16 protein-coding genes and 1 pseudogene are annotated in these 17,568 nt (G+C 64.6%); 4 read left to right on the top strand and 13 right to left on the bottom strand.

From position 1 onward, the window contains the following. Nucleotides 1-130: DUF680 domain-containing protein (locus tag ENZ75_RS02845; RefSeq protein ID WP_128277881.1), on the bottom strand; the 130-nt coding region annotated here is incomplete at its 3' end. Between the two features lie 47 nt (nucleotides 131-177). After that, on the bottom strand, nucleotides 178-381 hold the full coding sequence (locus ENZ75_RS02850) for a DUF680 domain-containing protein (RefSeq protein WP_013532451.1): 204 nt from the start codon (nucleotides 379-381) through the stop codon (nucleotides 178-180). A gap of 464 nt (nucleotides 382-845) precedes the next feature. On the opposite strand from ENZ75_RS02850, the gene ENZ75_RS02855 reads away from it, so the two are divergent. Together ENZ75_RS02855 and ENZ75_RS02860 are read left to right on the top strand one after the other, a co-directional pair. Next, the gene (locus ENZ75_RS02855) at nucleotides 846-1,523 is read left to right on the top strand and encodes a response regulator (RefSeq protein ID WP_013532452.1); all 678 of its coding nucleotides are present in this window, start codon (nucleotides 846-848) and stop codon (nucleotides 1,521-1,523) included. A 13-nt stretch (nucleotides 1,524-1,536) separates the two neighbouring features. Continuing rightward, nucleotides 1,537-2,889: a sensor histidine kinase gene (locus ENZ75_RS02860; RefSeq protein WP_013532453.1), complete on the top strand. Its 1,353-nt coding sequence runs from the start codon at nucleotides 1,537-1,539 to the stop codon at nucleotides 2,887-2,889. Nucleotides 2,890-2,917: 28 nt separating this feature from the next. Here the strand turns inward: ENZ75_RS02860 and ENZ75_RS02865 are convergent, their stop codons facing one another. From ENZ75_RS02865 to ENZ75_RS02905, 9 genes are all read right to left on the bottom strand, one after another. Further along, complete coding sequence (locus ENZ75_RS02865; RefSeq protein ID WP_013532454.1) at nucleotides 2,918-3,796, bottom strand: ABC transporter permease; 879 nt, start codon at nucleotides 3,794-3,796, stop codon at nucleotides 2,918-2,920. Nucleotides 3,797-3,809: 13 nt separating this feature from the next. Further along, nucleotides 3,810-4,664 (bottom strand): ABC transporter ATP-binding protein, encoded by an 855-nt coding sequence (locus tag ENZ75_RS02870; RefSeq protein ID WP_013532455.1) that lies wholly within the window; start codon nucleotides 4,662-4,664, stop codon nucleotides 3,810-3,812. 142 nt (nucleotides 4,665-4,806) lie between these two features. After that, on the bottom strand, nucleotides 4,807-5,793 hold the full coding sequence (locus ENZ75_RS02875; RefSeq protein WP_245265360.1) for an ABC transporter substrate-binding protein: 987 nt from the start codon (nucleotides 5,791-5,793) through the stop codon (nucleotides 4,807-4,809). A 203-nt stretch (nucleotides 5,794-5,996) separates the two neighbouring features. Further along, nucleotides 5,997-6,776 (bottom strand): 4-hydroxy-tetrahydrodipicolinate reductase, encoded by a 780-nt coding sequence (gene dapB, locus ENZ75_RS02880; RefSeq protein WP_063167708.1) that lies wholly within the window; start codon nucleotides 6,774-6,776, stop codon nucleotides 5,997-5,999. Nucleotides 6,777-6,784: 8 nt separating this feature from the next. Beyond that, entirely contained in the window at nucleotides 6,785-8,878 is a 2,094-nt protein-coding gene (locus ENZ75_RS02885) for an ATP-dependent helicase (RefSeq protein WP_013532458.1), read from the bottom strand. 97 nt (nucleotides 8,879-8,975) lie between these two features. After that, nucleotides 8,976-9,149, bottom strand: a complete 174-nt coding sequence (locus tag ENZ75_RS02890) for a hypothetical protein (protein ID WP_013532459.1) — start codon at nucleotides 9,147-9,149, stop codon at nucleotides 8,976-8,978. A 430-nt stretch (nucleotides 9,150-9,579) separates the two neighbouring features. Further along, nucleotides 9,580-10,752, bottom strand: a complete 1,173-nt coding sequence (locus tag ENZ75_RS02895) for a M20 aminoacylase family protein (protein ID WP_013532460.1) — start codon at nucleotides 10,750-10,752, stop codon at nucleotides 9,580-9,582. 33 nt (nucleotides 10,753-10,785) lie between these two features. Then, a complete protein-coding gene (locus ENZ75_RS02900; protein WP_013532461.1) occupies nucleotides 10,786-12,012 on the bottom strand; it encodes a Zn-dependent hydrolase in 1,227 nt (408 codons plus the stop codon). Continuing rightward, entirely contained in the window at nucleotides 12,009-13,217 is a 1,209-nt protein-coding gene (locus ENZ75_RS02905) for a diaminopropionate ammonia-lyase (protein ID WP_013532462.1), read from the bottom strand. The genes ENZ75_RS02900 and ENZ75_RS02905 overlap by 4 nt, the downstream gene beginning before the upstream one ends. Nucleotides 13,218-13,289: 72 nt before the next feature. Here ENZ75_RS02905 and ENZ75_RS02910 point away from each other — a divergent pair, with 72 nt between their 5' ends. Next, entirely contained in the window at nucleotides 13,290-13,799 is a 510-nt protein-coding gene (locus ENZ75_RS02910) for an Lrp/AsnC family transcriptional regulator (protein WP_063167707.1), read from the top strand. An 81-nt stretch (nucleotides 13,800-13,880) separates the two neighbouring features. Next, nucleotides 13,881-15,023 (top strand): NAD(P)/FAD-dependent oxidoreductase, encoded by a 1,143-nt coding sequence (locus ENZ75_RS02915; RefSeq protein WP_013532464.1) that lies wholly within the window; start codon nucleotides 13,881-13,883, stop codon nucleotides 15,021-15,023. A gap of 26 nt (nucleotides 15,024-15,049) precedes the next feature. Here the strand turns inward: ENZ75_RS02915 and ENZ75_RS02920 are convergent, their stop codons facing one another. Both ENZ75_RS02920 and ENZ75_RS02925 read right to left on the bottom strand, forming a co-directional pair. After that, nucleotides 15,050-17,158, bottom strand: a complete 2,109-nt coding sequence (locus ENZ75_RS02920) for a molybdopterin oxidoreductase family protein (protein ID WP_013532465.1) — start codon at nucleotides 17,156-17,158, stop codon at nucleotides 15,050-15,052. 82 nt (nucleotides 17,159-17,240) lie between these two features. After that, nucleotides 17,241-17,568, bottom strand: a pseudogene (locus ENZ75_RS02925) (ABC transporter ATP-binding protein); the annotation flags it as partial.

Below are 17,568 nucleotides of genomic sequence, written 5' to 3' on the forward strand. Positions count from 1 at the left end.
AAGCAGTGGCCGACTGGTCGACGGTGACGGCAGGCTGATTGGCGTTGGCCGAGCCATAATTGTCGCTGCCGGCAAAAGCAGTGCCCGTGGCAACGAGGATGGCGGCAGCGGTAAGAGCGATCTTGGTCATTTTAATTACTCCTGAGTTCAAGTTTGGGTCGATATCGGCAGTCGCGATTAGCGGCCGAAGAGGTTGCGGTCAGCGCCCTGCGAAGCGGGGGCCTGGACGGTCTGCGTCGACTTGGAGACCGAAGCGGTGATCGAATGGTCGACAGCGACGGCAGGCTGATTGGCGTTGGCCGAGCCATAATTGTCGCTGCCGGCAAAAGCAGTGCCCGTGGCAACGAGGATGGCGGCGGCGGTAAGAGCGATCTTGGTCATTTTAATTACTCCAGTATTTGTCATGTCCGTCTAGTGGCGTGCCCTTGGGAGGAATTTCGCGTCGCTCGGACCACCCCGAGATGGGCTCGCGCTGCCGCGGATTCCAATCACGAAGATGTTCCCCCGCGGCTCGAATCCAGGCCTTGAAATTTGACACAGGGTCTCGGCGGTCATAATTTAACTGTTTGAAATCAGACAGTTAATCGATAACGCCCATCACCAGGCGCGACCGCTCGCCAGGCCGGCGTTCACCATCTGCTACACAGTGCGTCAACAGAAATCGAACTGAACGGTTCGGTTTGAAGCGATTGCGCACCATCTGAACTTCTGGATCTCCTACATTTGCCTTGCGGTTGGATCGAGATTATCGCTTGTGCACGATCATCAATCGGGCGCGACTTGGCGGCGCCAGTTGAAGAAGTGGCGGAAATCCGGGTGACCTGCACCCCAGGACAGCGATAGAAATGCGGTTGCTGCTTGTAGAAGACAATCGCGAGCTGGCGGATTGGCTGGGCAAGACCCTGCGTCAGGCGAACTATGTCGTCGACATCGTCCATGATGGCGAGGATGTCGAACACGCGCTCGCCGCCGGTGACCACGCGCTTGTCATCCTCGACCTTGCGCTGCCGCGCATGAGCGGGCTGGAGGTGCTGCGAATGTTGCGGACGCGCGGCAACCGGGTGCCGGTGATCGTGCTGACCGCAAACGCCAGTCTCGACGGCCGGGTCAAGGGCCTCAATGAGGGCGCCGACGACTATCTGGCCAAGCCCTTCCAGATCGAAGAGCTCGAAGCACGAATCCGCGCGCAATTGCGCCGTGCCAATGACCGCACCGCGCCGGTCGTTGCCTGCGGTGATCTCGTCTTCGACACCAACACGCGGCTGTTTTCGCTTGCCGGCGAGGCGCTGGCGCTGACACCGCGCGAGCATGCCGTGCTTGAGCAATTGATGGTCAAGGCCGGACGCACGGTGAGCAAGGCGGCATTGTCGGCCGCGATCTACGATTTCGAGACCGACGCCGATCCCAGCGCCATCGAGATCTACGTGCACCGCGTGCGCAAGAAGCTCGACGGGTCGCGGGTCCAGATCGCCACACTGCGTGGCCTCGGCTACCTGTTGCGCCAAGACGATTTGGCGCCGTGACGATCCTGGCGCCATGAGGATCAACAGCCTCCGCCTGCAATTGCTGGCATGGGTGGTGCTGCCGCTTGCCGGGCTCGCGACCATCAACCTGTGGACCAGCCAGCGCAACGCACTGGCGACCGCGGACCTGGTCACCGACCGGATGCTCGTCGGATCGGCGCGGGCGATTGCCGAGCAGGTCGCCATGGTCGACGGCGTGCTCGATGCCACGGTGCCCCCGGCGGCGATCGAGATGTTCGACACCGGCGACCGCGACAGCGTCTACTATCGCGTCGAGACAGCCGGCGGGCGGCTGCTGACCGGATATCCCGACCTGCCCGAAGCGCCGCAGCATGCCAGTGTCGAGGCCGCCTACCGCGATCACCAGCTGCGGCTCCTGACCCTTGGCCATGCGGTGATCGGCGCCGGCAACGACTCGCCAATATCAGTCACCGTGGGCGTCACCCTTGCCGGCCATGACGCCATGGTCAAACAGCTTTGGTTCAGCGCCTTTGCCCAGCAACTGGCGCTGGTGGCGATTGCCGGCGTGTTCGTGCTGCTCGGCTTGCGTCGCGGCCTGGCGCCGTTGATCCGGCTGCGCGATGCGGTACGCTCGCCAAACCGCAGCGACCTTGACCCCGTCGAAGTGCCCGGTGCGCAAAGCGAGATCCGCCCGCTGATCGACGCCCTCAACGCCTACATGGAGCGCGTGCGGGCGCAGATGGCGGCGCAACGCCGCTTCATCGCCAATGCGGCGCACCAGCTGCGCACGCCCCTGGCGCTGCTGTCGACACAGGCAAGCTATGCGCTTCGCGAAAGTGCCGCCGATGCCCGCCAGGAGGCGCTGGTGGCGCTGCAGGCGAGTTCCGGCAAACTGGCGCGGCTGGCCGAACAGCTCTTGACCCTGTCACGCGCCGAGCCAGGCAGCCGGCGGCCGCGCGCCGACCGCATTGACCTGGCGGAAGCCGCCCGGCACGTGCTGGAAACCCTGGCGCCAACGGCCATCGATCGCAAAATAGATCTCGGCCTCGAGGAGGCTGGCCCCGTTCCGGTCATCGGCGACGGCACCATGCTGCGCGAGATGATCGTCAACCTCGTCGACAACGCACTGCGCTACTCCCGGGCTGAGGGCAGTGTCACGGTGAAGCTGGCGGCCATCGACGGCGAAGCCGTGCTGACGGTCGCCGACGACGGGCCTGGCATTCCGGCGGACGAGCGAGACCATGTCTTCGAGCGCTTCTACCGTATTGCCGGTTCGACCGAGGAAGGCAGCGGGCTGGGACTCGCCATTGTACGCGAGGTCGTCGAAAATGCCGGCGGCCGCGTCACCCTTGGGGATGGCGCGGCCGGCGGTCTGTTGGTTGAGGTCAGGCTGCCGCTGGCCTGACCGGTCAGGCTGCCCCTGGTCTGACCGATCACGTTCCCTGCTCGTTGAACGGCGCCGGCCGCCACTTCACGACATAGTTCTCGAAGCGGGTGATGATGAACTCCACCACCAGCGCCATGACAGCCAGGATGATCATCGCGGCGAACACGCCATTGGCGTTGAAGGCGCCCTGCGCGGTCGAGATCAGCAGGCCCATGCCTTGCTTGGCGCCGAGGAACTCGCCGACCACCGCGCCGACCAGCGCGAAGCCGAAGCTGACATGCAGGCTGGCGAGGATCCAGCTCATCGCCGAAGGAATGATGACGGTGCGGGTGATCTGGAACGGCGAGGCGCCAAGGATCTGGGCATTGGCGATCATTGCCCTGTCGGCCTCGCGCACACCCTGGAAGGCGTTGGCGAAAACAACGAAGAACACCATCACCACGGCAAGCGCCACCTTGGACGCCATGCCGAGGCCGAGCGCGATGATGAACACCGAGCCGAGCACGACGCGCGGCACCGAATTGGCGATCTTGATGTAGATCGAAAAGACATCCGCCAACAGCCGATTGCGGCCGAGGATGATGCCGGCGGCGATGCCGCCAAGGGCACCGATGACAAAGCCGAGGAAGGTTTCCTCCAGCGTCACGTAGATCTGCAGCCAGAGTGGGCCTTGCGAGGTGCCTTCGGTGATCCACGACCAGATCTGCTGCCAGATGCCAGAAGGGCTGGCGAAGAAGAACGGGTCGATGATGTTGTAGTCGGCGCCGAGTTCCCACAGGCCAAGGAAGACGACCAGGATCGCCAGGCGCAAGGAGATGACAAGCGCGTGGCGGCGGCGCAGCCTTGCCCTCGCCCGGGCTTCGGCAACGGCGATGGAAGCATCGCGGACGGCGGCCTGGTTGGCGGTCGGAGAGATTGCGGTCATGCTGTTTCTCCTTTCAATGTCCGGTCTGCAAGGTCCGGCTCTGGCCGAGCTGCACTTCCTCGCGCAGATCGTTCCAGATCACCTTGGCGATCTCGACGAAGTTCGGGTCGTAGCGGATGTCGGCCATGACGCGGGGGCGCGGCAGGTCGATGCGGTAGACGCTCTTGACCGTGCCCGGCCCAGCGGTGAGCACATAGACCTTGTCGGCCAGCGCCACCGCCTCCTCTAGGTCGTGGGTGACGAAGACAACCGAGGATTTCTGCTCCGACCACAGATCCAGCAATTCGTCCTGCATGGCGGTGCGCGTCTGCATGTCGAGCGCGCTGAACGGCTCGTCCATCAAAAGGATCTTGGGCTGGTTGATGAAGGTCTGCGCCAGCGCGACGCGCTTGCGCATGCCGCCCGAAAGCTGGTGCGGATAGTGCTTCTCGAAGCGGCCGAGGCCGACGCGGGCGATCCAGTCGCGGGCGCGGTCGTAGGCCTGCGCCTTTGGCGTGCCGCGATAAAGTGGACCGGCGGCGACATTGTCGATGACACTGCGCCAGGGAAACAGCGCATCCGCCTGGAAGACAAAGCCGATGTCCCGGCTGATATCGGTGACCGGCGTGCCCATGACGCGGACATTGCCGGTCGTCGGCCGCAACAGGCCGGTGACCAGGTTGAGCGTCGTCGACTTGCCGCAGCCGGTCGGCCCGACGACGCAGGCGAACTCGCCGCGCGCCACGGTCATCGTGAAATCGCGGATCGCCGTCATCATGTGCCCGTCGGGCGTGACGAAACGCAAGGTCACATCATCGATGGCGATCGCGGCGTCGGCTTGTGGCGCGGCCTGAGACAGCTTCTCGGCCGCCATGGGTTGCACTTGCATGGCGCACTCCTGTCGCAATGGGGCAAGGGAGCCCGCGGCAGTGCCACGGATCTCCAGGTGTTCGGGAGGCCGCGCCGCTGCCTTCTTGATTCAAGCAGCCGGCGCAAGTCCTTGTTATTCAACGAGTGGTAGGCTGGCGCCGCTATTTGGCAGCGTCGACGAATTCGGTCGTGTAGGTCTTCGACAGGTCGATCTGCTTGCCTTGCAGGCTCTTCGAGAATGTCGAGAGAACCTTGAGCACGGTCGGCGGACCATCGGCCGGCATGCGGCCATCCGGCGTGAACATCGCCTTGCCGCCGGCCAGCCCCTGCACGTAAAGGTCCCGGTTGCCGGCATAATAATCCTTCGGCATCTTGTCGGCGATCTCTTCGGCCGAATGCGTGGCGATGAATTTCATCGTCTTGACGAAGGCATTGGCGAGCTTCTGTGCCTCATCCTTGTGGCCTTCCAGCCAGGAGGACTGGACATAGAAGGACGCCGCCGGATAGTCGCCGCCCAGCGCTTCCTTGGTCTTTTCGGGCGTGCGCATGTCGACCAGGATGCTTGCCTCGCCGGTCTTGAGCAGTTTGGCGATGGTCGGCTCGGTGGTCATGCCGGCCTGGATCTGGTCCTGCTTGACGGCGGCGATGAAGGTGTTGCCGGCGCCGACCGGCAGCAGCGTGTAGTCGCCGGGCTTCAGGCCGCTGCGCACGGCAAGATACTGGGTCAGGAAATCGGTCGAGGAGCCGAGACCGGTGACGCCGAGCGTGGCGCCCTTGAAATCGGCGGGCGACTTGATCTCCGGGTGCTTGGCGGAGACCAGCTCGACCTCACCGGGCGCTTGGCTGAACTGGACGATCGACTGGATGTATTTGCCCTTCGACTGCAGGTCGACGGTGTGATCGTAGAAGCCGACAACGCCTTGGACGGCACCTGCCAGCAGTTCATTTTCGGCCTCGACCCCGGCGCGCGAGTTGAGCAGTTCGACATCGAGCCCCTGGTCCTTGAAGTAGCCGAGCTGCTGGGTGAGCACGGCAGGCAGATAGATCTGCTTTTCCATGCCGCCGACGATGATGGTGATTTTGTCGGCAGCCGAAGCCACCGTGGCGCTTGTGGCTGCAATAGCAAGGCTTAGCGCCGCTGTGCGCAGGGCGCACTTCGAGATGAAACCGGTCACGAAACTTCCTCCACTTGGGCGGCGCGCCATCCCGGCTGCGCCGCATTCCTCCTTACCGGCCGCTCCCGCACCGGTCACACGGCGAACGCCGTAATGACTTCATGGCACGCCCAAGCTTTCAGCTGGCTTTCAGTCGTTTTAACGGCCGTTGAAATGGAATCCGTTGTGGCTGCCGGTCACGGAGCGCCGAAACCGAGAACGTCGCGCATGTCGTATTCGCCGGGCGGGCGTCCCTCGAGCCAGAGCGCGGCGGCAATGGCGCCGCGGGCGAACATGACGCGGTCGCCGGCCGCATGCGACAAGGTCACAAGCTCGCCTTCGGCACAGAAGCTCACGCTGTGTTCGCCGATGATGCTGCCGCCACGCAGCACCGCAAAGCCGATCTCACCGGGAGGCCGCGCGCCAATGGCGCCATCGCGAACAGGCCGCGCCACCGCGTCGAGCTCGACCTTGCGGCCGCCGGCCACGGCCTGGCCAAGCATCAAAGCGGTACCTGACGGCGCGTCGATCTTGTGTCGGTGATGCGCCTCGAAGACCTCGGCGTCCCAGTCTTCGGGATCGAGCGCTGTCGCCGCCTGTTCGACCAATCCGACCAGCATGTTCAGCCCCAGCGAAAAGCTGCCGGAGCGCACGATGGCGATGGTCTTCGCGGCCTCGGCGATGTCGGCGAATTCAGTCGCATCGAAACCGGTCGATCCGATGACCAGGGCCGGCCCGCCGCGGGCGGCGCAAAACCTTGCCAGGTCAGCCGAGGCCGCCGGCGTCGTGAAGTCGATGACCACATCGGCCGTGGCAAGCGCCTCCTCGCGGCTGACCAGCCCATCGCCGGCAGCGCCGGGCCGATGGAACCGCGCAGCGAGCGCCAGCCGTGGATCGACCCGCACGGCGTCCGTCATCTGGCGGCCCATGCGGCCGAGCGCGCCGGCGATGGCGATCCTGATCGGCGGCTGCGGCATGGCCTCGGCTATTTCCACATGCCGCGCATACGGGCGCCAATGTCGACGCGCACCTCCGGCCGGGCCGCCCTGCCCTGCGCGGCCAGCGCGCTTGGCCACGACATCTGTTCGAACGCGGCGAGGATCGAGGCCGGGATGAAACGGGTGCGCGAGGCATAGAGATGGCGGTCGCCGCGCGCCGCCTGGCCATGTGGAAAGAAACGCTGCGGCATGACCAGGTTGAGATTGTCCTTGGCCCGTGTCATCGCGACATAGAGCAGCCGGCGCTCCTCCTCGATGTCCTCCTTGGTGCCGACGCCGAGATCGGCCGGGATGCAGCCATCGACGGTGTTGAGCACGAAGACATTTTTCCACTCCTGGCCCTTGGCCGAGTGGATGGTCGACAGGATCAGATAATCCTCGTCGCGATGCGGCGGCCCAGCCTGGTCGCTGGTGGCGTCCGGCGGATCGAGCGTCAGTTCGGTCAGGAAGCGCTCGCGCGAGGCATAGCCCGAGCCGATCTGCTCAAGTTGCAACAGGTCGGCCCGGCGCGTCGTCGCGTCCTCGTGGATGCGTTCCAGATGCGGCTCGTACCACAGCCTGATCTGTTCGAGGTCGGCCGGCCATCTGGCGCCGGCGCGCAGGCCGGAATAGAGCGCGACGAAGCCAGGCCAGTCGTCCGCCGCGCGTTGCGGCGGACGCCAGCCGGCCAGCCCCATGGCCTCGTCCAGCGCCGTCGTCATGGTCTCGACGATCTGCGCGGCGGCCGAAGGGCCGATGCCAGGCAAGAGTTGCAATACGCGAAAACCGGCGACCCGGTCGCGCGGGTTTTCGGCAAAGCGCAGCACCGCCAGCACATCCTTGACGTGGGCGGCATCGAGAAACTTCAGGCCGCCGAATTTGACGAAGGGAATGTTGCGCCGCGTCAGTTCGATCTCCAGCGGCCCGCTGTGATGCGAGGCGCGAAACAGCACCGCCTGGGATTTCAGCGCTGTGCCCGCCTCGCGCTCGGCCAGGATGGTGTCGCAGACGAAATTGGCCTGCTCGACTTCGTCGCGCACGGTCACCAGTTTTGGCCTGTCGCTGGATTTGCGCTCCGACCACAGGTTTTTGGTGAAGCGCTCCGAGGCTTCGCCGATCACCGCGTTGGCGGCAGCAAGGATGGTCTCGGTCGAGCGGTAATTGCGCTCCAGCATCACCACGTCGGCGGCTTGCGCGAACTGATTGGGGAAGTCGAGGATGTTGCGAACCTCGGCGGCGCGGAACGAATAGATCGATTGCGCATCGTCGCCCACCACCGTCAGCCCGGCGCCGTCGGGTTTCAGCGCCATGAGGATCGAAGCCTGCAGGCGATTTGTGTCCTGGTATTCGTCGACCAGCACATGGTCGAAACGCCCGCCCAGATGCGCCGCTATCTCGGGCTCCGCCGCCATCTGCGCCCAGTAGAGCAGCAAATCGTCGTAATCGAGCACGTTTTGCGCCTGCTTGGCCTCGACATAACCGGCGAACAATTCTTTCAGCTGCTCCGCCCAGCCGGCGCACCAGGGAAAGGCGGAACCCAACACCTCGTTGAGCGGCGCCTGCGCGTTCACCGCGCGCGAATAGATGGCAAGGCAAGTGCCCTTGGTGGGGAAACGCGCTTCCGTCTTCGAGAAGCCGAGTTCGTGGCGGACCAGATTCATCAGGTCGGCGGAATCCTCGCGATCATGGATGGTGAAGGCCGGGTCGAGACCGATCTCCAGCGCATAGTCGCGCAACAGCCGCGCGCCGATGCCGTGAAAGGTGCCGGCCCAGGTCAGCGCATCGGTGATGACGGCTGCATCGCGGCCGAGCACCTCGCCGGCAATACGCTCGACGCGCCTGGCCATTTCGGATGCCGCGCGGCGCGAAAACGTCATCAGCAGGATGCGGCGCGGGTCGGCGCCCTTGACGATCAGATGAGCGACGCGATGCGCCAGCGTGTTGGTCTTGCCAGATCCGGCGCCGGCAATGACCAGCAACGGGCCGGCAATCTGACCGGCGCCGTGCTCGACGGCCTGGCGCTGGGCATCGTTCAGCCGCGCGAGATAGGCAGGCTGGACGGTCGGTTCCCGAAAGGTCGAATCAGCGGTGGCGAGGTTCATCGCCCATCAAGCATCGTTTCTGCTTTGTTCGCAACATCGATGCGGGCACACCTAACCCATGCAGGACTGGGGCCGGTCTGAAGAGAAGGGATCGCGGCTAGCGTTGCGGATCGACACCCATGTCGGCCGACTGCCGTCGCAAGGTCTCGCGATCAGGTTGCGACGGCGGCAACAGCAGCGGGTCGACCGTATCGGGCACGTTTTCGACCATCTTCCTGGCGATGCGATAAGTGACATAGGCGAAGGCGCCGGCGACGAGCAGACGGAACATGGTGCAACACTCCTTTGGAGCAGAACCAACCGTAGAAACAGCCTTTGGTTCCCTTGCCAATCGTCCACGCGCGCAGTCGAAGATGGAGGGCGGTTTCGCCGGCGCTCCCGATGCATTCTCGAGGCAACCGGAGGCGGAACTTGGCCTTTGCGAGGTTCGCGTGCTGCCGCAACCCGCTGTGGCGTCCCGGACGAACTTTTGGAGAAGAAGGCCGGCGCCGCTTGGGAGGAGTGAAGCGCCGGCCAAGCGGATAATTAAGTCCGCCGCACAGGTAAGGCTAGCTGAGTCTTTCCCCTGCGTCATCGGGGGATTGTCTTTGTTAAAAACGTACCGACGCACACGGCCCTATCGGTCACCAGCCGTCAAGAGCTTGTCTTGACCATCATCCCGGCAATCTCAATAAACCCGGGAGTTGGCGATCAAAACGCGATCATCTTCCCGCGTCGCCACCCAGCCTTTGCCTGACCACGGCTACATGGAAATTCGTGCCGAACAGCAGCCCGTCATCGTTGAAGTCGTAGCTGGAATTGTGCAGCGGCGCGGAAGCTTCGCCATTGCCGAGGAAGACGAAGCAGCCCGGCACGTGGTCGAGGAAGCGGGCGAAATCCTCCGAAGCGGTCATCGGCTCGCGGGCGACGGCGATGTTGCCGGGTTCGAAGACGCCTCTGGCGGCGGCGAATGCGGCATCGACCAGTTCGGCATCGTTGCGCAGCGGCACGAACTCCCTGCTGTACTTGACCTCGGCGGTGACATTATAGGCGGCAGCGATGCCCTCGGCGAGAATGCGCATCTGCCGCTCGATCTCGGCGCTGACCTCGGGACGGAAGCTGCGCGCATCGCCGAGGATGCGGGCAAGACCGGGCAGAGCGTTGCGGGTGCCGTCGGTGATCAGCTCGGTCACCGAAACCACGGATATGTCGGCCGGACTCAGTCGGCGCGAGACGATGGTCTGCAGATTGGTGACCAGCGCGCAGGCCGCGACCAGCGTCTCGTTGCCCGCATGCGGCCGCGCGGCATGGCCGCCGAGCCCCTTGAGCACGATCTCGAAGTTGTCCTCGGCCGACATTATGGGTCCGGCACGGGTCTCGAAATGCCCGATCGGCAGGCCGGGCATGTTGTGCAGGCCAAAGATCTCGTCGAAGGGAAAGCGCTGCATCAGCCCATCTTCGAGCATGGCGAGTGCGCCCCTGCCCCATTCCTCGGCCGGCTGGAAGACGAAGCGCACGGTGCCGTCGAAACCGCCCTCACCGGCCAGCAGCTTTGCCGCGCCGAGCAGCATGGTGGTGTGGCCGTCATGGCCGCAGGCATGCATGATGCCGGGATTGCCGGACCGGTAAGATGCGTCCGATTGTTCTGATATGCGCAGCGCATCCATGTCGGCCCTCAGCGCAATCGCCCGGTTGCCGCTGCCGCGCTTCAGCGTGCCGACGACACCGGTGCCGCCGACGCCTTCGGTGACATCGTCCAACCCAAATTCGCGCAGTTTGGCGGCGACGAAGGCGGCGGTGCGCTTCTCCTCGAAGCCGAATTCCGGGTGTGCATGCAGATCGCGCCGCCAGAAAATCATCTCCTGCTTCAGCGCGTCGCGATCGAGTTCAGACATTCTTCTGCCCCTTCTGCTTCTGCCCCTTCTGACCTACTTTGCCAGTTGCGCGGCCACATCAAGCAGGATGTTGGCGCCGGCAACAAGCTCGGCGTCATCGGTGTGTTCGCGAGGACTGTGACTGATGCCGCCAACGCTCGGCACGAAGATCATCGCCGCAGGCGCGATACACGCCAGCATCTGCGCGTCGTGGCCGGCGCCTGATGTCATGCGCCTGACCCCGAGGCCACGGCGTTTCGCGGCGGCCTCGATTTGTTCGACGATGCGCAGGTCGAAGATCACCGGTTCGAAGCGGGCCAGTTGCTCGACCGAAACCGTCACGTTCTCAGCGGCGGCAAGCTGCTCGAGATAGGCGGCAAGCGCCGCTTCCGCCGCCTGCAGGCGCTGTTCGTCGGGATCGCGCAGATCGACGGTGAAGACCGCGCGCGAAGGGATGACATTGATGGCATTCGGCTCGAAGCGGATCGTGCCGACGGTGGCGACGGTCGGCGCGTTCGAGGCTTTGGTCCGGTCGAGCAGGAAGGTGATGACCCGGGCGGCGGCGTGGCCGGCATCGTTGCGCATCGACATCGGCGTGGTGCCGGCATGGTTGGCGACGCCGTCGATTGTGATGCGCTGCCAGGAGATGCCTTGCAGATTCTCCACCGCGCCGACCGGCAAGCCTTCGCGCTCCAGCACCGGCCCTTGCTCAATATGCAGTTCGAGATAGGCGTGCGGCGTGAGGAAGCCGGGTTCCCGGTCGCCGGCATAGCCGATGCGGGCAAGCTCCTGCCCGAGCACGCTGCCGTCGGTGCCGACGGCCGCCAGCACCGTTTCGGCATCGATGCCGCCGGCGTGGACCAGCGAGCCCATCATGTCGGGTGTGTAGCGTACGCCCTCCTCATTGGTGAAAGCGGCGACCGCGACCGGGCGCGACGGCGAAAAGCCTGTCGCCTTGAGCGTCTCGATCACTTCCAGCCCGGCAAGCACCCCGTAGCAGCCGTCATAAATGCCGGCATCGATGACGGTGTCGATGTGCGAGCCGATGAGCAGCGGCGCTTGCCCGGTGTTTTCCGGGCTTTGCCAGATGCCGAAAATGTTGCCGACCCGGTCGATGGCGACATCGAGCCCGGCCTGCCGAAGCCAGCCGACGAAGAGGTCGCGGCCCTGCCTGTCGGTGTCTGAGGCGGCCAGCCGGGTCAGCCTGCCCTCGACATCCCGGCCAACAGCGCCGAGTTCGCGGATGCGGCCGAGCAGGCGCTGCGCATCGATGGCGATCATGCCGTTGCCTCGGCTGTCATCTTGCCTTCCAGCACATCGGCCGGGTTCATGCCAACCAGTTCGGCGTAGCGATGCGGGTCGGTGGCGCCTTCGGTGTTGATCACCAGCACCCGCGATTTGCCGTCAAGTCCAAGATCGGCCCGGTTGTCGGCCACCGCCCGGATCAGCCCGGCAAGGCCGACACCACCGCTTTCGCCGGCGACGATCACCGGGTCACCGCCGGCCGGCCAGGCCAGCCGCCGCATCACCGCGATGGCCTCGTCCTCATCCACCGTCATGAAGGCGTCGGCGGCGCGCGCCAGCACCCGCCAGGCGACCGGCGAGGCTTCGTAACATTCAAGCATGGCCATCACCGTCGGCTGGCCGTGCGCGACCTTGACCGGGCGCCCGACCTGGGCGGCTGCGAAGACACAAGCGGCACGCGCCGGCTCGACCACGATGAAGGTCGGCCTAGCGTCACCGAGCACGGTGGCCAGATGACCGGCCAGCGCGGCGGCAATGCCGCCGACACCGGCCTGCACGAAGACGTGGGTCGGCGTCCGAGGGAGTTGGCGCAAGGCTTCGCGTACGATCGCGGTATAGCCCTGCATGACCAGGCCGGGAATGCGCTCATAGCCCGGCCACGAGGTGTCGGAGACCACGGTCCAGTCCTTGTCGGCCGAAACCTGGGCAGCTTGCCTGACCGAATCGTCATAATTGCCGTGGACGCGGATCATCTCGGCGCCATAGCGGGCGATCGCCGCGATGCGCTCCTCGCTGACCCCGGCGTGGACGAAGATCGCCGCCCGCGCGCCGACGAGTTGCGCGCCTTGCGCGACGGAGCGGCCATAGTTGCCGTCGGTCGCACAGGCAAATGTCATCGCCGCGGCGACCGCCCGCACATCAGGCCGATCGAGATCGGCCACATCGAGGAGCCGGCCAAGGCGACTGCCGGCCTCCTCCAGCACCAGGCGGAAGACGGCATAGGCGCCGCCAAGCGCCTTGAAGCTGCCGAGGCCGAGGCGAAAGCCCTCATCCTTGATATGGATGGCGCCCAGTCCGAATTCGCTGGCGAGCGCCGGCAGTGCATGCAGCGGCGTCATCCGGTGATTGTCGCGGTGGCTGAGAAAACGCTCGACCGTGTCGGCTCCGGCCACGCCAAGGGTTTCGGCATCGATCGGATCGAGCGGCCGGCGGTGCGATGCGTTGCGGTTGAGCAGGAACATTGGCCGGTCCCGTTGGTCAGCGAGAACATATTGCAGGAGCAACGCAAAGAGCGCTGTAATATGGTCTCTTAAATGCAAGTTTGTTTCGTCCAGGATATTCCATTGCCTGCATTGCCGTCCTCGCTCGATAGTTTCGATCTCGCCATCCTTGCCATCCTGCAGCGCGACAACACGACGCCGCAGCGGTTGATCGGCGAGGCGGTGAACCTGTCGGCGCCGGCGGTGCAGCGCCGCATCAAGCGCATGGAGCAGACCGGCGTCATTGCCGGCAATGTCGCTGTCGTCGAGCCGGCAGCGGTCGGTCAACCCATCACCATCTTCGTCGAGGTGGAACTCGAGAGCGAACGCGCCGAACTGATCGACGCGGCCAAGCGGCAGTTCTCGGCGACCCCCGAGGTCCAGCAATGCTATTACGTCACCGGCGAGGCCGACTTCATCCTGGTCATCACAGTGGCCGACATGGGCGCCTATGAGGCGCTGACGCGAAAACTGTTCTTCGACAGCAACAATGTCCGCAAATTCCGCACGTTCGTTGCCATGGACCGGGTCAAGGTAGGGTTGACGGTGCCTTTGCCTGTCTAAATATTTGTCGCGCGGCAGGCCTTTACTTTCCCACCATGTTTTTGACATTCTCGGGCTGTGAATTCTGCCGCGGAGGCCGGCTTGGACGACACCACCCCAGTTGCGATCATCGGTGCCGGGCCGGCGGGCCTGGCCATTGCCGCGTGCCTGCGGCAGAGCGGGCAGGATTTCGTCCTGCTGGAAAAGGAGCAGCAGGCCGCACCCGCCTGGCGACGCCACTATGAGCGCGTCCATTTGCACACGGCCAAGCGCTTTTCCTCGCTGCCCTTCGCGCCCTTTCCCAGGGACTATCCGCGTTATGTGCCGCGCGATCTCTTCATCGACTATCTAGATGCCTATGCGCAACGTTTCGATCTGCGGCCGCGATTTGGAGAAACAGTGCGGGCGATCACCCGGCGGGGCAGAAGCTGGCTCGTGGATACGACGACCGGTCCCTTGCATGCTTCAAACGTTGTGATTGCATCTGGCAACAACGCAGAGCCGCTGATGCCCAGATTTGCCGGCGCCGATGCCTTCAAGGGCCAAAAGCTGCATAGCGCCGACTATCGCAACGCAGTGCCTTTCGCCGGCCGGCCGGTGCTGATCGTCGGCATGGGCAATACCGGCGCCGAGATCGCGCTCGATCTGGTGGAAGGCGGTGCGCGGCCGACGATTTCGGTGCGCGGCGGCGTTCATATCGTACCGCGCGAACTGCTTGGCGTGCCCATCCAGATGATCGGCATGGCGGCGCGCCTGATGCCGCAGCGCATCAACGATGCCTTGTTTCCCATCATCCTCGATCTGGCGTTGGGCAGGCTGGGGAAATACGGGCTCAGGCGGCCGCAGCAAGGAATGCTGCAGCAGATCGCGCTCTCGTCGCGCATTCCGACGATCGATATCGGCACGGTGCGCAAGATCCGCGAAGGTGCGATCAAGATCGTACCCGACATTGCCGAGATCACCGAACAGGGCGCCCGTTTTACCGACGGCAGGCATGGCGAGTTCGACGCGATCATCTTCGCCACCGGCTTCCGGCCCGGCTACGCCAAATTGCTGGAGCCCGGCGTTCAGCCAGAGCGCAGCGGCGTCAATGCGAGGGCTTCAGAGCTTGGCCTCTATCTCATCGGCTTTCACAATCCGGTCACCGGATTGCTGCGCGAAATCTCGATCGAGGCCGAGCAGATCGCCGACGACATCAGTCTTAGGCGAAACCGAAAGAAGGTGGCCGAAGCCCTGCCGGTATAATTTGACGCGAGAGCAACTGAGTTCTCTCACCTTGCCGCGCGCAGCCAGACCTTGTTGTCGTGGAAGGCAGCACCCCCATAGGGTGCAGGCGCGTCGGCGCCGGTCAAAACGTTGATGCCCTCGCCGCGCTCATGGGCGCTGTTTGGCCAGATGCCTTCGGCGATCACCACGCCACGCTTGATGCCGTCGAACAATTTTGCATGCAGCACGACTTCGCCGCGCTGGTTGCCGACCTCGACACGGTCGCCATCGGCCAGCCCAAGTGCCGCGGCATCGTCGGGATGTAGAAGCAGTTCCGGGCGGCCCTCCCTGGCTTTCGACACCGGTGTTTCCGAGAATGTCGAATTGAGGAAGTTGCGCGCCGGCGACGTCGTCAGCCGGAACGGGTGGGCTTCGTCGGCGACCTCGATCAGGTCGACATGGTCGGGGAATTCCGGCAGCCGCGCCACCGGGCCGAACAGGCCCATGCTTTTGGGCGGCCGGTTGGGCGCCGCCTGCCCGGTCCAGTCGGCGCGGAAGCGGAATTTTCCATCCGCGTGGCCAAATCCGTTGATGAAGTGTGCTGCCTCGAAATCCGGCTGCAGGTCGACCCATTTGTCTTGCTTCAAGCTTTCGAAACTGCCCAGCCCGCGCTTGCCCAGGATGATGTCGATATGCTGCTGCTCGGTCAGGCCGAAACCCGGACGGTCGGCGACACCGAGGCGATCAGCCAATTGCTCGATGACGAAATGGTTGGTGCGCGGTCCCTCCGGCGGCTCGATCAGCTTGGGGCCAAGCGTGATGTGCTGGTTGCCGCCGCCCTTGTAGACATCGTCGTGCTCGAGGAACATCGTGGCCGGCAATACGATGTCGGCAAGCTTGGCCGTGTCGGTCATGAACTGCTCGTGCACGCAAGTGAACAGGTCGTCGCGCAGGAAGCCTTGCGTCACCAGCCGCTGCTCCGGCGCGACATTCACCGGATTGGTGTTCTGGATCAGCATCGCCGTCACCGGCGGGCCACCATAGAGCGCATCGCTGGCACCGGTCAGCACCGGGCCGATGCGCGAATGGTCGAGATAGCGGATCGAGGGATCGCGCATCCTGGTGCCTTCGAGCACATCCTGGTTGAGCTTGAAGATGCCGGAATTGGAATGGAAGGCGCCGCCGCCCTCATATTGCCAGCTGCCGGTGACAGCCGCGATGCACGAGGCGGCATGCATGTTGACGGCGCCATTGCGCTGGCGTGCAAAACCATAGCCGAGGCGGAAATAGGTCTTCTTGGTCGTGCCGACGAGGCGGGCGAAGGCCTCGATCTCGGCAACCGTCAGGCCCGTGATCCCGGCCGCCCACGCCGGAGTGCGCGTCTCGAGATGCGCTTCCAGCCCTCTCGGGTCGTCGGTGTATTTCGAGAGATAGGCGCGGTCGGCCATGCCCTCCTTGAACAGCACATGCATGACCGCGCAGGCCAGCGCGCCATCGGTGCCTGGCTTCAGCACAAGGCCAAGATCGGCCTGCTTCATCGTCGCGTTTTCGTAGACGTCGATGACGACGATCTTGGCGCCGCGCTCCTTGCGCGCCTTGATGGCGTGGGTCATGACGTTGACTTGGGTCACCACCGCATTGGTGCCCCAGATCACCACGCAATCGGATTTCGCCATCTCGCGCGGGTCCGGCCCGCGCAAGGCGCCGGCCCCCATCATCCAGCCCGTCCAGGCGAGATTGGTGCAGATCGACCCGAAGAAGCCGGAATACTTTTTCGCGTGGCGCAGCCGGTCGATGCCGTCGCGCTGCACCAGCCCCATCGTGCCGGCATAGTAGTAGGGCCAGATCGTCTCCGAGCCGTACCTCTCCTCGGCCGCAATGAACTTTTCGGCGACGAGGTCGAGCGCGGCCTCCCAGCTCGCTTCCTTCCAGGTGCCGTCGCCCTTAGCGCCGGCGCGGATCAGCGGCTTCAGCAAACGGTCGGGATGGTGGACGCGGTCGGCATAACGCGCAACCTTGGCGCAGACGACGCCGGCGGTGTAGCTATTGGACTTGGCGCCATGGACGCGGCCGATCCGATTGCCGTCGAGCAGTTCGACCTCGAGCGCGCAGGTCGAAGGACAATCATGCGGACAGGCCGAATGGCCGATGCGAAGCTTGGCGTGCTGGTTCATGCGGCAAGACTAGCGGGTTTCAAAGGGCGCGTGTAGGGCCAGATGATTAGCCAATCTCCCCACTTGTGGGGAGATTGCGTAATCACTCCGCCGTGCCTTCTTCATACTCTGCCGACATGGACAGCCACTTTTCCTCGTGGCCGGCCAGCGTCTGGGCCAGTTGCGAGCGCTCCTTGGCCAGCCGGGTCGCTGTCGAGGGATCCTTTTCGTACACCGCCGGATTGGACAGTTCGTCCTCGATGCCGTCGATGCGCTTGCGGATGCGGTCCATCAGCGCTTCGGTGGCGCGGATTTCCTTGGCCAGCGGCTCGAAGGCGGCGCGGCGTGCCGCCGCATCGCGACGGCGGTCGGCCTTTGACGCCTTTTCCGCCTCGCGCTTGCCGCGGCGGTCGCCGGACACGCCGGTGACC

This window comes from Mesorhizobium sp. M7A.F.Ca.CA.002.04.1.1, from assembly GCF_004022805.1.
GTDB classification, from domain to species: domain Bacteria; phylum Pseudomonadota; class Alphaproteobacteria; order Rhizobiales; family Rhizobiaceae; genus Mesorhizobium; species Mesorhizobium ciceri.

What these genes read in the sequence shown, in the direction of transcription:
- ENZ75_RS02920 (WP_013532465.1), bottom strand. Translation starts at nt 17,158, where the DNA reads ATGAACCAGCACGCCAAGCTTCGCATCGGCCATTCGGCCTGTCCGCAT.
- ENZ75_RS02905 (WP_013532462.1), bottom strand. Translation starts at nt 13,217, where the DNA reads ATGTTCCTGCTCAACCGCAACGCATCGCACCGCCGGCCGCTCGATCCG.
- ENZ75_RS02870 (WP_013532455.1), bottom strand. Translation starts at nt 4,664, where the DNA reads ATGCAAGTGCAACCCATGGCGGCCGAGAAGCTGTCTCAGGCCGCGCCA.
- ENZ75_RS02895 (WP_013532460.1), bottom strand. Translation starts at nt 10,752, where the DNA reads ATGTCTGAACTCGATCGCGACGCGCTGAAGCAGGAGATGATTTTCTGG.
- ENZ75_RS02890 (WP_013532459.1), bottom strand. Translation starts at nt 9,149, where the DNA reads ATGTTCCGTCTGCTCGTCGCCGGCGCCTTCGCCTATGTCACTTATCGC.
- ENZ75_RS02910 (WP_063167707.1), top strand. Translation starts at nt 13,290, where the DNA reads ATGCAAGTTTGTTTCGTCCAGGATATTCCATTGCCTGCATTGCCGTCC.
- ENZ75_RS02850 (WP_013532451.1), bottom strand. Translation starts at nt 381, where the DNA reads ATGACCAAGATCGCTCTTACCGCCGCCGCCATCCTCGTTGCCACGGGC.
- ENZ75_RS02900 (WP_013532461.1), bottom strand. Translation starts at nt 12,012, where the DNA reads ATGATCGCCATCGATGCGCAGCGCCTGCTCGGCCGCATCCGCGAACTC.
- dapB (WP_063167708.1), bottom strand. Translation starts at nt 6,776, where the DNA reads ATGCCGCAGCCGCCGATCAGGATCGCCATCGCCGGCGCGCTCGGCCGC.
- ENZ75_RS02855 (WP_013532452.1), top strand. Translation starts at nt 846, where the DNA reads ATGCGGTTGCTGCTTGTAGAAGACAATCGCGAGCTGGCGGATTGGCTG.
- ENZ75_RS02860 (WP_013532453.1), top strand. Translation starts at nt 1,537, where the DNA reads ATGAGGATCAACAGCCTCCGCCTGCAATTGCTGGCATGGGTGGTGCTG.
- ENZ75_RS02885 (WP_013532458.1), bottom strand. Translation starts at nt 8,878, where the DNA reads ATGAACCTCGCCACCGCTGATTCGACCTTTCGGGAACCGACCGTCCAG.
- ENZ75_RS02865 (WP_013532454.1), bottom strand. Translation starts at nt 3,796, where the DNA reads ATGACCGCAATCTCTCCGACCGCCAACCAGGCCGCCGTCCGCGATGCT.